Below are 15,342 nucleotides of genomic sequence, written 5' to 3'. Positions count from 1 at the left end.
GCGGGGGCTGTGACTGTTCAGCGCCTGTAAAAGCAGACCCTCACCCCAGCCCTCTCCCGGCGGGAGAGGGAGCCGACCGAGGTGACTCACGCTATCCATGGCTGATTGTTCCCACGCTCTGCGTGGGAACACAGCCCGTGACGCTCCGCGTCACTGGACGCGGAGCGTCCCTTGCGGCATTCCCACGCAGAGCGTGGGAACGATCACGGCCTCGCCGCCGCAATCGCCACCAACACCAACCCGACAATCAAATTAATCCCCACCACCCGGCGAATCCGCCCCAGCACCGCCGCACCTGCCGGCCAGTCCTTGACGTCCACCGCCGTGCGCAATTCCGGCAGCATCAGCCCTTGAATGCGGATAAATAGCGCCGTCATCACCACGTACAACCCGATCATCACCTGCACGTACTTCGGCGCGGTCTCAAACCCAACCTGCTGCAGATGCAACATGCCCACGCCGCTAATCGGCAACAGGATCACCGCGACCCACACCCAGCGGAAAAAACCTTGAAACACTTCCACCCACAAGGTCAGCCGGGCGGGGCCGTCGAGGGCCTTTACGGCCGCAGGGCGCAAGACCATCCAGGCGAAAAACATGCCGCCGACCCACACCAGGGCGGACAGGACATGTAGGGGGTAGACGAGGCTAAAAAGTGTCATTGGGTTACTCCGTTCTGCGCAGGATCGATTCGCGGGGTATGATAGCCGCCGATCCAAACCACTGAAAATTTATCCAGCGTTTTTTGCGCCCGACATTCAATGATCAGCACTGAACTCAAAACCACGATCCAGGGCGCCTACTCGCGTTTTCTTGAAGCCAAGAGCCTCAAGCCGCGTTACGGCCAGCGCCTGATGATCGCTGAAATAGCCAAAGTCCTCGGGGATATCGACACCGACGACGAAGGCCGGCGCAGTGGCGACCCCGCAATTGTTGCGGTGGAAGCCGGCACCGGTACCGGCAAGACCGTGGCCTACAGCATGGCGGCGATCCCCACGGCGAAAGCCGCCGGCAAGCGTCTGGTCATCGCCACGGCGACCGTCGCGCTGCAAGAGCAGATCGTCTACAAGGATTTGCCCGACCTGATGCGCAACAGCGGGCTGAATTTCACTTTCGCCCTGGCCAAGGGCCGTGGCCGCTACATGTGCCTGTCCAAACTCGACATGCTCTTACAGGAAGGCCACGCGCAAACCGCCACTGCCCAGCTGTTCGAAGAAGAAGGCTTCAAGATCGAGGTCGATGAGGCCAGTCAGAAGCTGTTCACCAGCATGATCGAGAAACTCGCCGGTAATAAATGGGACGGCGACCGCGACAGCTGGCCGAATGCGCTGGAAGACGCCGATTGGGCGCGCTTGACCACCGATCACAGCCAGTGCACCAACCGCCATTGCCCGAACTTCGGCCAGTGCGCCTTCTACAAGGCCCGCGAAGGCATGGGCAAGGTCGACGTGATCGTCACCAACCACGACATGGTTCTGGCTGACTTGGCCTTGGGCGGCGGCGCGGTGCTTCCCGATCCGCGTGACACCATTTACGTGTTCGACGAAGGTCACCACCTGCCGGACAAGGCTATCGGCCACTTTGCCCACTACACGCGCCTGCGTTCCACCGCCGACTGGCTGGAAACCACCGCCAAGAACCTCACCAAACTGCTCGCCCAGCATCCGCTGCCGGGCGATCTCGGCAAGTTGATCGAGCAAGTGCCTGAGCTGGCGCGGGAGATCAAGGCGCAGCAGCAGTTCATGTTCAGCGCCTGCGAACAGGTCGCCGATTTCAAACCCGGCGAAGACGTCGAGGGCCGTGAGCGCCCGCGTCATCGGTTCGTCGCCGGGGTGATTCCCGAGCACATGCGCGAAATGGGCATCGAGCTGAAGAAAGGCTTCTCGCGTCTCAACGATCTGTTCACCCGTCTGACCGACCTGCTCAAGGAAGGCATGGACGGTGAGGTCAACATCGGTATCGCCAGCAATCAGGCGGAAGAGTGGTATCCGCTGTTCGGCAGCCTGTTGTCCCGTGCATCCGGCAACTGGGAATTGTGGACAGCCTTCACCGCCGAAGACCCGGAAGACAGCCCGCCGATGGCGCGTTGGCTGACTTTGGCCGAAAGCGGTTCGCTGTTCGACATCGAGGTCAACGCCAGCCCGATTCTGGCCGCCGAAACCTTGCGCCGCAGCCTGTGGAACGTCGCCTACGGTTGCCTCGTTACGTCCGCAACCCTGACCGCGCTGGGCACTTTCGACCGCTTCCGCATGCGCGCCGGTTTGCCGAAAAAAGCCGTCACCGCCGTGGTGCCGAGCCCGTTCCATCACGCTGATGCCGGCGTGCTGCGGGTGCCGGATCTGAAAGCCGATCCGCGTGATGCTCCCGCGCACACCGCCGCGATCATTCGTGATCTGCCGGATCTGGTCGAAGGCTCGCGCGGCACGCTAGTGCTGTTCTCTTCGCGCAAACAGATGCAGGACGTGTTCGACGGCCTCGACCGCGACTGGCGCAAGCAAGTTTTCATTCAAGGCAACCTGTCGAAACAGGAAACCCTGAACAAGCACAAGGCGCGCGTCGATGGCGGTGATTCCAGCGTGCTGTTCGGTCTCGCCAGTTTTGCCGAAGGCGTCGACTTGCCGGGTGCCTACTGCGAGCACGTGGTCATCGCCAAGATCCCGTTCTCGGTGCCGGACGATCCGGTCGAAGCGGCGCTGTCGGAATGGATCGAAGCCCGTGGCGGCAATCCGTTCATGGAAATCTCGGTGCCCGACGCCTCGCTGAAACTGGTTCAGGCCTGCGGTCGTCTGCTGCGTACCGAAGAAGATCGCGGCACCATCACCTTGCTGGATCGGCGCCTGGTCACCCAGCGCTACGGCAAGGCGATCCTCAATGCGTTGCCGCCCTTCCGTCGTGAAATATCCTGAGACATCGGTGGGCAGTTTTGCCCGCCGTGTTGTCTATCTCTCTGCCATCGCTTTTCCATTGGCCATTATTGGTCGTTAGGGAGAACTCCGTTCTTATGATCCGCCGTTCGCTGCCTGCCGTTTTCGCCTTGATCTTCGCTGCCCCTCTACTGGCAGCGCCTGCCGGTCAGCAGACCCTGTTCAACTTTGTCCGCCCGGCGGACGTGGTCAAAGTCACCACCGAAAACGCCGATCTGCCGCAAGCCAACGCTGAGCAAACCGCAGAAGGCGAAGTGCTGCGCCGGGTGACGTTCAACCCGGTGGCCCGTCCGACCCTGCGTCTGACCCCGCAGACCGGTGCCTGGGACTGGTCGCAGTCGGGCATGATGAGCCTGCGTTTGCAGAGCGCGATGAACTGGGCTGTGACGGTCTATGTGCAAATCCAGAGCAATGACGGCCGTACACTGGTCAGCCGCGTCGACCTGCCGGCCGGCCCTGCGCAGACCTTGCTGGTGCCGCTGGTGGCGTCGACGCCGCTGAGCCAAGGCATGAAAGCCGGGCCGCCGATGCCGATGACCGTCGACGGTCAGCGCATTTTGCTGGCCGCGAGCAGCGGTGAGATTGATCGCAGCCAAGTGGTATCGGTGAGCCTGTCGATGGATCAGCCGAAAGTCGCGCAGAGCTTGCTGCTTGAGCGTTTCGGCGTGCAGGACGGCGAGTCGGTCAGCCAAGCGGTGTACGGCAATCTGGTCGACGCTTACGGGCAATCGACTCGCAGCAAATGGCCGGAAAAAGTCGCCAGCGACGAACAACTGAAATCCGCCGCCGCCAAGGAACAGCAACAGCTGAAAACCTGGCTGGCCGAGCGCGAGAAGTCCTCGCTGGACAAGTTTGGTGGCTGGAACAAAGGCCCGGCGTTCAAGGCCAGCGGCTTCTTCCGCACCGAAAAACGTGACGGTCGTTGGTATCTGGTCACGCCTGAAGGGCATCCGTTCTACTCCCTCGGCGTCAACACCGTCAGCCCCGACGTCAGCCAGACGTACGTGGCAGGTCGCGAGTTCATGTTCGAATCCTTGCCGAAACCGGATGAGCCGTTGGCCAGTCACTTTGGTGAAGGCGACAACCGTGGCGGCAATGGTGTTGATCAAGGTCGAGGCTACGGCAACGGGCGCTGGTACGATTTCTATGGCGCCAACTTGCAGCGTGTGTACGGTGAACCGTGCAAAGCGGACAGCGCAGGCAAATCCGGCGTCGCTGAAGCGGCGAAGGCTGAAGCCACTGAAACCGCCGCCGCCAAAGCCGCAGAACCTGCCGCTGTACCGGCAGAGCCGAAGTCAGGCGTCGCCGAAGCGGCCAAGACTGAAACCATGCAAGTGGCCACTGAAAAGGCTGCCGCGCCGTGCAAAGCAACTATTGATGAGCAGCAGTGGGCCAACCATACGCTCGATCGCCTGCAAGCCTGGGGCTTCAACACGGTCGGCAACTGGAGTGCCGATTCGCTGAGTGAAGCCGAGCGCGTGCCGTACACCTTGCCGCTGTCGATCGTCGGCGATTACACCAGCATCAGCACCGGCAGCGACTGGTGGGGCGGCATGCCCGATCCGTTCGACCCGCGTTTCGCCATGGCCACCGAGCGTGCCGTGGCCATCGCTGCTCGCGATCACCGCGACGATCCATGGTTGATCGGCTATTACGCCGACAACGAACTGGCCTGGGCCGGCCCGGGCGACGATGCGAAATCCCGTTACGCGCTGGCCTACGGTACGTTGAAAATGACCACCGACGTGCCGGCCAAACGTGCGTTTCTCAAGCAATTGCGCGACAAGTATCGCAATCAGGCGGGCCTGTCGAAGGCGTGGGGCATTGATCTGCCGGCGTGGGAATTGATGGAAGACCCGGGTTTCGTGCCGCCATTGCCGAACCCCGAGCACCCGGAAATCGAGGCCGACTTCAAATATTTCCAGAAAGTCTTCGCCGACACCTACTTCAAGACCATCTCCGATTCGCTGAAATGGCACGCGCCCAACCAGATGCTGTTGGGCGGTCGCTTCGCCACCAGCACCCCGGAAGCCGTGGCGTCCTGCGCGCAGTATTGCGATGTGCTGAGCTTCAACATGTACACGCTCAAGCCGCAGGATGGCTATGACTTTGCCGCGCTGGGGGCGTTGGACAAACCGGTGCTGATCACCGAATTCAACTTCGGCTCGGCTGATCGCGGCCCGTTCTGGGGTGGCGTGACGCAACTGAGCAAGGAAGAAGATCGCGGGCCGGCATATGCCAATTTCCTCAAACAGGCGCTGAGTGAACCGTCGATCGTCGGCGTGCATTGGTTCCAGTATCTGGATCAACCGGTGACCGGGCGTCTGCTCGATGGCGAGAATGGCCACTTTGGTCTGGTGGGCGTGACGGATCTGCCGTATCAGGGCTTTGTTGAAACCGTGCGCAAGAGCAATTTGCAGGCGATGGATCAGTTGGGTCAGCAGGCGCAGAAAGCCCCGGTGCATGAAGCTGAAGGTGGCCGCAAAGGCGAGGCCGGCAAAGGCGCGGGGGCAGGGCATGCGGGTGGGCATTCGGGGAATGGTCATTAAGGCGTGATACCGCGTTATCGTTCTTCGCGAGCAAGCTTTGCTCCTACGGATTAGCGCTGCCCTTGTAGGAGCAGAGCTTGCTCGCGAAGGCGTCTGCCGCCTCACCCTAAAATCTGAAATAACCGTCTAGCCCGCAGCTGTTCCCAAATCCCTCAAGGGCTGGAACAATGCGGGCCACTTTGTAGAGCGTTTTCGCGGGGGAGTTGCGGGTGCAGATTCAGGGACATTACGAACTTCAATTCGAAGCGGTGCGCGATGCTTTTGCCGCGCTGTTCGACGATCCCCAGGAACGCGGCGCAGCCTTGTGCATTCAGGTCGGCGGAGAAACCGTCCTCGACCTCTGGTCAGGTACCGCCGACAAAGACGGCGCCGAAGCCTGGCACAGCGACACCATCGCCAACCTGTTCTCCTGCACCAAAACCTTCACTGCCGTCACCGCGCTGCAACTGGTCGCCGAAGGCAAGTTGCAACTCGATGTGCCGGTCGCCCGCTACTGGCCGGAATTTGCCGCCGCCGGCAAAGAATCCATCACCCTGCGCCAATTGCTCTGCCACCAGGCCGGTCTGCCGGCGCTGCGTGAATTGCTGGCGCCGGAAGCCCTGTACGACTGGCAAACCATGGTCGACGCCCTCGCGGCGGAAACGCCATGGTGGACGCCGGGTACTGGCCACGGTTACGCGGCAATCACTTATGGCTGGCTGATCGGCGAATTGCTGCGACGTGCCGACGATCGCGGCCCGGGCGAATCGATTGTTGCCCGGGTCGCCAAGCCGTTGGGGCTGGATTTCCACGTTGGCCTGGCTGACGAAGAATTCCACCGTGTCGCGCACATTGCGCGCGGCAAAGGCAATCCCGGCGATGCCGCCGCGCAACGTCTGCTGCAAGTGACCATGCGTGAACCGACCGCCATGAGCACCCGCGCCTTTACCAATCCGCCGTCGGTGCTCACCAGCACCAACAAACCGGAATGGCGACGCATGCAGCAACCGGCGGCCAATGGTCACGGCAATGCGCGCAGCCTCGCCGGCTTCTATGCCGGGTTGCTCGACGGCAGCCTGCTGGAAAGCGACATGCTCGAAGAGCTGACCCGCGAACACAGCCTCGGCGAAGATAAAACCCTGCTGACCCGCACCCGTTTTGGTCTGGGCTGCATGCTCGACCAACCCGATGTGCCTAACGCCACCTACGGCCTCGGCCCACGGGCGTTCGGCCATCCGGGCGCGGGCGGATCGATCGGTTTTGCTGACCCTGAGCACGATGTCGCGTTTGGTTTTGTGACAAATACCCTTGGGCCTTACGTTTTGATGGATCCGCGCGCGCAGAAGCTCGCGCGGGTACTTGCCACTTGTCTATAAAGCAACACCCGAGGTCTCTGCATCGGAACCTCGTGCAATTTTTCGATTCAAAGCGACAGTTTATCCGGGCGAAAGTGCTCTGATTTTTCATTACTTTATTTTGTGGATTTTCAATGTCATCTAAAAAGACCCTCGCCCTGGCCCTGTGTGTAGCGATCACCGGTTGCGCACAGACCCCAAAGAACGATGCGGAAGGCGCCAGCACCTGGTGGCCTTTCGGTTCCTCCGACAAAGTCGCGGCCAAAGAGCCTGCTCCAGCCCCGTTGAAACCTGCCGCAACCGCGCCGGTTGCCAAGTCTGAAAGCAGCAACCCTTGGTACTGGCCGTTCGGTTCCGATGACGAAGCCGTCAAAGCTGACATGAAAGCCGAAGTCGCGCCTGAAGCGAAAAAACCGGTCGCCGTGGCCAAGGCTGATGCCGATTCGGGCGCTAAATGGTGGTGGCCGTTCGGCGCCAAGGACGATCAAACCCCTAAAGCCGTGCCGATGCCAGATCCGAAAGTGACCCAGGCCTGGCTCGACGATTACGAGCCGCGCCTGCGCGAAGCGGTCAAGGACAGCAACCTGCAACTCGAGCGCCGTGAAAACGTCTTGGTCGTTACCGCACCGGTAGAAGGTTCGTTCAACCCGGATCGCCCGGCCATGCTGTTGCCAGTCACCCTTGGCCCGTTCACTCGCGTGGCTAAAATCCTCGAAGCCGATCCGAAAACCGCTGTGCTGGTACTCGGTCACAGCGACACCAGCGGTTCCGCGCCAGCCAACGTCAAGCTGAGCCAGGAACGTGCACAAGCCATCGCGGCGATTTTCCGCCTCAGCGGTTTGCAGCGTGATCGTCTGATGCTGCGCGGCATGGGTTCCGAAGCACCGCGTGCGGCCAACGACAGCGTTGAAGGTCGCGCCCTGAACCGTCGCGTCGAGATGCTGGTCACTCCGCAAAACACCATGGTTGCCCTGCTGAGCAAGTACAACATGCCAGCACCGAAACCCGTCACCATGGTGGCGGCGCAAGACGTCAAGCCAGTGGCCAAACCGGTAACTCCGGCTCCGGCCGCGAAGAAAGCCGCTGTACCGGCCACCAAAAAAGCCCCGGCGAAGAAAGCCGCTGCCAAAGCGCCTGCGAAAAAAGCCCCGGCCAAGGCACCGGCGAAGAAAACCACGCCAGCCAAAGCGTCGACCACCGACAAGAAAGTCGCGGCGACCGATACCACCAAAAAGTGATTCGCTAACGAAAGGAATGCGCCATGACCCAGGCTCTGGCAGATATGCGTCGTGATTACACCCGGGATGGTTTGTCCGAGGCGCAAGCCCCGGCCGAGCCGTTTGCGCTGTTCCACCAGTGGTTCGCCGACGCGGTGAAAACCGAGCAGGCACCGGTGGAAGCCAACGCCATGACCCTGGCCACGGTTGATGCGGACGGCCGTCCGCATTGCCGCATTCTGCTGCTCAAGGGCCTGGACGCGCAGGGCTTTACCTTCTTCACCAATTACGAAAGTGCCAAGGGCCAGCATCTGGCGGCGAATCCGTTTGCCGCCATGACGTTCTTCTGGCCGACCCTTGAGCGCCAGGTGCGCATTGAAGGGCGCGTCGTGAAGGTCACGCCTGAAGAGTCCGATGCGTATTATCAAGTGCGTCCGCTGGGCAGTCGCCTCGGTGCCTGGGCGTCGCCGCAAAGCCGGGTGATCAACGGCCGTGGTGAGCTGGAAGACCTGCTTAGAGCGACTGAACAACGTTTCTCCGACAGCCAGCCAGATTGCCCGCAACACTGGGGCGGTTACCGCTTGCTGCCTGAGCGCATCGAATTCTGGCAGGGCCGTCCGAGCCGTCTGCACGATCGCCTCAACTACCGTCTGCAGACCGGCCAATGGTCTGTTGAACGTCTGGCACCTTAAGCAGTCTACCGAGCGAGATAGCTTGCCGCAGCGGCATTGAGCCACTGCGGCAGATCGCGGCGCTTGATCTTCTGCGCCCGAGCGCTCGCCAGTTGCTCGAGCATGTAGGCGCGTTTACCTTCATCCTTGCCGGCCAGCGACAGCGCGAGGTCGCGATCCATCCAGCGTTTGATCCGCACGTACAGCCACCCGTGGAAGTACAGCCCGGCGATAGTGGTGACGACTATGATGAAGTAATCCATGAAAATCCTTGGGGGCGGTGGCGCAGGATCCGTAATTTGGCGCTACTGTAGGGCTCTAGAAGGAAACGTGCAGGCGTCTGTACCTCGCCTGAATGAAAGCAAATTTGTCCGGGCTGCGCCGTGACAGGCGACAAGCAGCGGAGTTTAATGAATATATGTTCTTTTGGAGTTGATGCTATGCGTAAGTCTGTTCTGCTGGTTGCTTCCTTTTCCACGATGGCGATGTTGCTTACCGGCTGCCAATCGAGCCTGACCGGTGACTCCTACTCCCGTGACGAAGCGCGTCGCGTGCAGACGATTCGCATGGGCACCATCGAATCCCTGCGCCCGGTCAAAATCGAAGGCACCAAAACCCCGATCGGCGGCCTCGCCGGTGCAGCAGTCGGCGGCGTCGGCGGCAGCGCCATTGGCGGCGGCAAGGGCAGCATCGTCGCCGCAGTCATCGGTGCGGTGGCGGGTGGTTTGATTGGTTCGGCGACGGAAGAAGGTTTGACCCGTACTCAGGGTGTGGAAATCACCGTACGTGAAGACGACGGCAGCATGCGCGCCTACGTGCAGCAGGTTCAGGAGAACGAAGTATTCCGCGTTGGCGAGCGGGTACGGATTTCGACTGTTGGCGGGACAAGCCGCGTTTCGCACTAAGCGATAGCGAGTCGTTGAAGAAAACCCCGATCAGGTGACTGGTCGGGGTTTTTTATGCTTTCAGTTTGGAGAGTCACTAATCAGCACATGTGCCCATGAAGAACTCCAAGCCCCTCGGGAAACTCACGTTGAGAAGAGTTTCCAGCGCAGCTACTTGATCTTTGCTTAATAACAACTCGCCGGGCTCCAGCTCACTCAGAGGCTTGGATTCAATGAGTTGTGCGACTTTCTCATTCATCTCGCTACCGGCGATATCTAGCTCAAATTGCACTGAATTATCTTGGACTTCATCAGGAAAGAGGCCGGTGATCGAAAGGTAGCGCACACGGTCAATCAGCCTGTTTTCGCTATTAACTGTAGTCAAACGAAATTTGATAGTCGTTGGTACTCAGGGTGATTTGATGTTGAAAGTACGGCTGAATGGTAGCAACCCACTTTTCGATAACATTGAAGCTGCCATTATTGATGTTGCCCTCCACCGGAATGCCCAAGGCATTCAATACTGATTCATCATCCCCAAGATTTTTTGACGACTCTTCGCCCTGAAGTTGTAGGGTTGCTGTGTCATACCACTCCATTCTCAGTTGCAGTCCCATCTCTTCCTCACAGATATCTTTTTTTAATGCTTCTTTCTTTTCTAGGCCCTTCGCGTTGCTCACCTGTGTAGGGATCGAAGGCTCCTAAGTGAGCTCCATCGCTTTGGTACATTTCTAACTCACCATGCCTTGAGTCCCATTCGTAAATTCTCTTGCCTTTGGCATCTGTCCAGCGCTTACGAAGTCCACCTCCGCCCTGAACTGGATTCTTGTCTTTAACTTTTTTCAAGTCTGGAAACGCGGTGATTTGCTCTGTAGTTGGCGGTTTATGGTAGCTATGGCCAGCAGGTGCCAAGCCTTTGCGTGCTGTGTTCAGTACAACGTATAACGGTTTTACCCCCGAACCCACCGGAAAAACCAAAATGAAATCCCGGTACTCCGGCGGATAAACCGGATTAACCAGAATCCCATCCGCCGCTTTCGTCGGTGGATACACCCAGATATGCGGCGCTTGCGGTGCAGCCTCCAGCGCCGGAATACCGAGAATGTCGGAGCCATCCACAGCAGGCGTCCAGATCAGTTCGACGCCTTCACCAAGATCCGCAATAAACTGACTGCCGCGCGCGGTGAACTGCACGACATCAACCATTTCCCAATCGCGATTCTTGCCGGTGTAGAAACCGTAACCTTTCAGACTGCCGTCGGCCTGTTGTTCGATTCTCAGCCGAACGCGAGTTCGCGCCTGCTCAAGTCCGCGCAACTGCTCATCGGTATACAACGCACTGTCGCCAAGACTCGATGGCATGAACAGCGCGACCAAACCCACCAAAGGCGCAACGGCCGCACTGGATACCACCGTGGGCAGGGCTTCAAATACCGACCCCGCCAACGCTAGACTGCCAAACCCGGCCGGAATGGCGGTTGCACCGATTTTCTTGAGTGGGACGCCGCCGCTGTCATCAGTCTCACGCGCGCCCAGCAAAATCAGCTCACCGTAATCCTTCAGACTGTCAGTCGGCACCATCCCCGAAGGATTGGTGTAGTCGATGATCGCATCCGGCAATTTGCAGGACTTGGCGAATACGCAGCCGGCCCGAACGACATCGTCCTTTTTCGCCGCCACTTCCCGACCACGCTCGAAAGCCTCCTGCCGGGCCAGCATGGCGTCGTAAGCATTTTGTCTGGCGTCGCGGTCAGCCAGTTCACTGGCCGTCATATAGCGGTAGGTAACGTGATGCCCGTCGCCTTGCGGTGGGTTGGAAACCCGGGGAATGTCCTTATTGCCAGCCACTGATCGTCCTTTCGTTCATCCATCGGCAGCCCCTCGCAAGGGCCTGCGCAACGTTAACGAAGCGGGAAATTTGTGGCTGTAGGACGCGTCTCTAAAGACGTGGGGATTAGTCGCTGTGTATCAGTGTGGTACTGATCTGAAGATGTTTAGAGCCATGAGTCCACAGAGAAGCCTGTTCTACCGACCTAAAGTAATTTGTCGAGCACGAACTCTTTGAACCAAGGTGGTTGGGTGTCTGATTTGATTTCAATCAGCTCGCCATCAGTGATCTCTGCTATTTGCGTCAAGCCTTCACTACCTTCATCCGAGTTGTCGAATATATAGGCCCGATTTGAGGTAAGGATAGCTTCAGATAAAAGCTCAAGAGAGCGCCAGTATCGCGCTTCTATTTTTTCGGGAGGAACGCTGTGTCCGCCTTGGGACACACGATAGGCAACCCTGGCAATGTTGATCTGAGGATCAGCGGTAGCGACGTAGTAAACGTAAACTCGATAGCCAGACTGATGGGCTTCGGCGAGCAGGCTGACTTTGTCTGAGGAGGACATGACTGTTTCGAATGTGAAACTGATGCGTTCCTTGATCAGCGATCTACGTATGAAGTCGGAGAGGGCGGATGCGACATAGGAGTCGATTTCCGTATTGAAGAAGCTTAGGCGTTCGCCATCAATCGTAAGGGTATCGAGCTTTGCCAACGAATGAGGGGATTTCCTGAGTAGGGCATGCTCACGGAAGAAGTCGAAAATGCCTTCCTTGTGAGCCTCGATGCGGTAGGAGGTGAAATCAAAATAGCCGGTATCTTTGATTGCCCGTTCTATGTCATCAGGATTTATGTAGTTTCCCAGCAAATGCGCGGGAACCAGTCGATTGAAAGTACTTTTTCCTGAGCCGTTCGGGCCCGCAAATATCCGTATTCTGGGTGTGCTCAAGAAGTGACCTGTTTTGAAGATTTGTTGATGTGCAGGCGAGTGCCGCTTTTCAGATTTCCATAGGTACCGATTGAGCGCAGTGCAACGGAAGTTTTCTCAGTCACTTCAAACAACTGGCCGTCTTTAGCGACGAGCACCACTGCGCCATTGGCGAGCGCCATCTTATAGGCGTTGTTGAAGGCCTTCAGAGCGATATCTGGAATCCGCGATTCCTGGACGGAAATCTGATCGTCCGTCATTGGGCGTTTTTCTGCTTTACGTGACATGGATGACTCCAGAAAGGCGCTGCTGAAAAGGTGCTGCGGCAACGAAAGATATAGCACACTTGCAAGGTTTAGAGCCAAGCCCCTCTATAAGAGAGGGGCTCTGATTTTTGTAGAAAGATGTATCTCAGGCGTTTTGTAAGGTGTTCTTTCGACTCGCCGCCGCCGTCACCGCATAACCAATCAGCGCCGCCAGAATCGAGCCGGTCAGAATGCCCATTCGATCCATCCCGGCGTAGTCGCTCACGCCCGGTTCAAAGGCCAGCGAGCCAACGAACAGGCTCATGGTGAAGCCGATCCCGCAGAGGATCGCTACGCCCATGACTTGGCCCCAGTTGGCGCCTTGCGGCAGGGCGGCGATGCCGACTTTGACGGCCAGCCAGGTGAGGCCGAAGACGCCGACGGTTTTACCGAGCAGCAGGCCGACCGCAATGCCCATCGGTACGTCGTGGGTGAAGCTTTCAACGGTGACGCCGCTCAGCGACAGGCCGGCGTTGGCGAAAGCGAACAGCGGCAGGATGCCGTAGGCGACCCACGGATGTAGCGCATGTTCGAGGGTCAGCAGTGGCGACGGCTCGGCGTTTTTCGTGCGCAGCGGGATGCAGAAGGCCAGGGTCACGCCGGCCAGCGTCGCGTGGACACCGCTTTTGAGCACGCAGACCCAGAGGATCAGACCGATGATCATGTACGGCCCGAGCTTGACCACCCCGAGTCGATTCATCGCCACCAGCGACGCAATGCACGCCGCCGCGAGGCCCAGCGACAGGGTCGACAGTTCGCCAGAGTAGAAGATCGCGATGATGACGATGGCGCCGAGGTCATCGATGATCGCCAAGGTCATCAGGAAAAGCTTTAACGATACCGGTACACGCTTGCCGAGCAGGGCCAGTACGCCGAGGGCGAAGGCGATGTCGGTGGCGGTCGGGATCGCCCAGCCGCTGAGGGCCGCAGGGTTGTCGCGGTTGAGGAACCAGTAGATCAGCGCCGGCACCAGCATGCCGCCGATGGCTGCGGCGCCGGGCAGGACGATTTGCGACGGCTTCGACAGCTGACCGTCGAGTACCTCGCGTTTCACCTCCAGGCCGATGAGCAGGAAAAACATCGCCATCAGACCGTCATTGATCCACAGCAGCAGGGGTTTAGCGATTTTCAACGCACCGATCTGCGCCACCACGGGGGTGTCGAGCAGGCCGGTGTACAGCCACGACAGTGGCGAGTTGTTGATAATCAGAGCCAGGATGGCCGCGGCGATCAATAACAGACCGCTGGCAGCTTCCAACTGAAAGAAACGCGTGAAAGTGCTACGCAGAGGCAAGGTCGCTCTCCATCGAATCGTCAAAAAGGTGGAACACCCTAACCCGTACTGTTAGTTGTTAAAACAAAAGTTATATTCTTTTTTGTTATATGTCGTTACAGGCTATCTGGCTCAAGCCACGGTGAGCCTAGCAGTTGCCTGACATATTGAGACTCAGCTGTATCTGTGCGGAATATAGGATTAATCCTAATCTGACGTACGAACCTTTTCAGGAGGCCAATCTCCTGCCCGATTCAAGAGAACACAGACCATGAGCGACAACCGACAGTGGGCCCGCGAAGCCATCCGCATCATCGAAGCGGACTTCCAGCGCAGCGCCGACACCCATCTGATCCCCTTGCCGCTGCCGGGTTTTCCGGGCATCGAGCTGTACTTCAAGGATGAATCCAGTCATCCGACCGGCAGCCTCAAACATCGCCTGGCCCGTTCGTTGTTCCTTTATGCACTGTGTAACGGCTGGCTCAAACCCGGCGCGCCGGTGATTGAAGCGTCGAGCGGTTCGACGGCGATTTCCGAAGCGTATTTCGCGCGGATGCTCGGTCTGCCGTTTATTGCAGTGATGCCGGCGACCACCTCGAAAGAAAAAATCGCCCAGATCGAGTTCTATGGCGGCAAAAGCCATCTGGTAAAAGATCCGACGCAGATCTACGCCGAATCCGAGCGTCTGGCCCGAGAACACGATGGTCACTTCATCGACCAGTTCACCTACGCCGAGCGCGCCACCGACTGGCGCGCGAACAACAACATCGCTGAATCGATCTTCCAGCAGATGCGTTTCGAGACGCACCCGGAACCGAGCTGGCTGATTTCCAGCCCCGGCACCGGCGGCACCACCGCGACCCTCGGCCGTTACGTGCGCTATCGCCAGCATTGCACCCGCGTGTTGTGCGCCGATGCCGAGCGTTCAGTGTTCTTCGATTACTACCAGACTGGCGACGCGACTTTGCGTCTGGATTGCGGCTCGCGGATTGAAGGCATTGGCCGGCCACGGGTGGAAGCGTCGTTCCTGCCGAAGGTGATCGATGCGATGGTCAAAGTGCCGGACGCCTTGTCGCTGGCGGCCATGCATTATCTGGCGCAGCGTCTGGGCCGGCATGTTGGTGGGTCGAGCGGCACCAATCTGATCGGCGCGTTGATGGCGGCGCAGCAGATGAAAGCGGCGGGGGAGTCGGGGTCGATCGTGGCGATTCTGTGCGATGGCGGCGAGCGGTATGCCGACACGTATTACGATCAGGATTGGCTGAAGATGCAGGGTTACGAGTTGGCCGATTTAATCGACGTCGTGGCGGCGAGTGCCGAGCGCGGTGAACCGCTGCCGACTTCAGTGCAACGCGCCAACATCTGACACACCGAAAACCAAATGTGGGAGCGGGCTTGCTCGCGAAAGCAGTGTTTCAGGCGATACATGTAT

15 protein-coding genes are annotated in these 15,342 nt (G+C 59.0%); 7 read left to right on the top strand and 8 right to left on the bottom strand.

Features of this window, described 5'->3' with window-relative positions:
• Window positions 1-203: 203 nt before the first annotated feature.
• Window positions 204-662, bottom strand: coding sequence for a CopD family protein (locus GVL50_RS27540; protein ID WP_159815733.1), 459 nt, complete (start codon window positions 660-662; stop codon window positions 204-206).
• A 99-nt stretch (window positions 663-761) separates the two neighbouring features.
• Here GVL50_RS27540 and dinG point away from each other — a divergent pair, with 99 nt between their 5' ends.
• The 5 genes from dinG (at window position 762) to pdxH (ending at window position 8,716) form a co-directional block, all read left to right on the top strand.
• Window positions 762-2,906, top strand: a complete 2,145-nt coding sequence (dinG, locus tag GVL50_RS27535; protein WP_008085357.1) for an ATP-dependent DNA helicase DinG — start codon at window positions 762-764, stop codon at window positions 2,904-2,906.
• A gap of 95 nt (window positions 2,907-3,001) precedes the next feature.
• Window positions 3,002-5,473 carry a beta-galactosidase gene (locus tag GVL50_RS27530; RefSeq protein ID WP_159815732.1) on the top strand — a complete coding sequence of 824 codons (2,472 nt, stop codon included), beginning with the start codon at window positions 3,002-3,004 and terminating at the stop codon, window positions 5,471-5,473.
• Window positions 5,474-5,682: 209 nt separating this feature from the next.
• Window positions 5,683-6,828 (top strand): serine hydrolase domain-containing protein, encoded by a 1,146-nt coding sequence (locus GVL50_RS27525; RefSeq protein WP_159815731.1) that lies wholly within the window; start codon window positions 5,683-5,685, stop codon window positions 6,826-6,828.
• Between the two features lie 113 nt (window positions 6,829-6,941).
• Window positions 6,942-8,045, top strand: a complete 1,104-nt coding sequence (locus GVL50_RS27520) for an OmpA family protein (RefSeq protein WP_053117810.1) — start codon at window positions 6,942-6,944, stop codon at window positions 8,043-8,045.
• 23 nt (window positions 8,046-8,068) lie between these two features.
• Complete coding sequence (gene pdxH, locus GVL50_RS27515) at window positions 8,069-8,716, top strand: pyridoxamine 5'-phosphate oxidase (protein ID WP_159815730.1); 648 nt, start codon at window positions 8,069-8,071, stop codon at window positions 8,714-8,716.
• Between the two features lie 5 nt (window positions 8,717-8,721).
• Here pdxH and GVL50_RS27510 read toward each other — a convergent pair whose 3' ends face one another.
• The gene (locus GVL50_RS27510) at window positions 8,722-8,958 is read right to left on the bottom strand and encodes a hypothetical protein (RefSeq protein ID WP_159815729.1); all 237 of its coding nucleotides are present in this window, start codon (window positions 8,956-8,958) and stop codon (window positions 8,722-8,724) included.
• Window positions 8,959-9,135: 177 nt separating this feature from the next.
• On the opposite strand from GVL50_RS27510, the gene GVL50_RS27505 reads away from it, so the two are divergent.
• A complete protein-coding gene (locus tag GVL50_RS27505) occupies window positions 9,136-9,600 on the top strand; it encodes a glycine zipper 2TM domain-containing protein (protein ID WP_007918566.1) in 465 nt (154 codons plus the stop codon).
• A gap of 76 nt (window positions 9,601-9,676) precedes the next feature.
• On the opposite strand, the gene GVL50_RS27500 is transcribed toward GVL50_RS27505, so the two are convergent.
• The 6 genes from GVL50_RS27500 to nhaA all read right to left on the bottom strand — a co-directional run bounded on the left by GVL50_RS27500 (window position 9,677) and on the right by nhaA (window position 13,931).
• A complete protein-coding gene (locus GVL50_RS27500) occupies window positions 9,677-9,925 on the bottom strand; it encodes a pyocin S6 family toxin immunity protein (protein ID WP_159815734.1) in 249 nt (82 codons plus the stop codon).
• 25 nt (window positions 9,926-9,950) lie between these two features.
• Window positions 9,951-10,196: a colicin E3-like toxin immunity protein gene (locus GVL50_RS27495; protein WP_159815728.1), complete on the bottom strand. Its 246-nt coding sequence runs from the start codon at window positions 10,194-10,196 to the stop codon at window positions 9,951-9,953.
• A 7-nt stretch (window positions 10,197-10,203) separates the two neighbouring features.
• Window positions 10,204-11,427 (bottom strand): colicin E3/pyocin S6 family cytotoxin, encoded by a 1,224-nt coding sequence (locus GVL50_RS27490; RefSeq protein ID WP_159815727.1) that lies wholly within the window; start codon window positions 11,425-11,427, stop codon window positions 10,204-10,206.
• A gap of 185 nt (window positions 11,428-11,612) precedes the next feature.
• Window positions 11,613-12,353 (bottom strand): zeta toxin family protein, encoded by a 741-nt coding sequence (locus GVL50_RS27485; RefSeq protein ID WP_159815726.1) that lies wholly within the window; start codon window positions 12,351-12,353, stop codon window positions 11,613-11,615.
• On the bottom strand, window positions 12,350-12,619 hold the full coding sequence (locus GVL50_RS27480) for a hypothetical protein (protein WP_159815725.1): 270 nt from the start codon (window positions 12,617-12,619) through the stop codon (window positions 12,350-12,352). Before GVL50_RS27480 ends, GVL50_RS27485 begins: the two co-directional genes overlap by 4 nt.
• 124 nt (window positions 12,620-12,743) lie before the next feature.
• Complete coding sequence (nhaA, locus tag GVL50_RS27475; protein WP_159815724.1) at window positions 12,744-13,931, bottom strand: Na+/H+ antiporter NhaA; 1,188 nt, start codon at window positions 13,929-13,931, stop codon at window positions 12,744-12,746.
• Window positions 13,932-14,181: 250 nt separating this feature from the next.
• Here nhaA and GVL50_RS27470 point away from each other — a divergent pair, with 250 nt between their 5' ends.
• Window positions 14,182-15,276, top strand: a complete 1,095-nt coding sequence (locus GVL50_RS27470) for a PLP-dependent cysteine synthase family protein (RefSeq protein WP_159815723.1) — start codon at window positions 14,182-14,184, stop codon at window positions 15,274-15,276.
• Window positions 15,277-15,342: the final 66 nt, after the last annotated feature.

Origin of the sequence: Pseudomonas sp. 18058 (assembly GCF_902706155.1) — a bacterium.
Taxonomy (GTDB): Bacteria; Pseudomonadota; Gammaproteobacteria; order Pseudomonadales; family Pseudomonadaceae; genus Aquipseudomonas; species Aquipseudomonas rustica.
The sequence above is the reverse complement of the archived record's forward strand: the minus strand, read 5'-3'. Positions and strand labels throughout refer to the sequence as shown.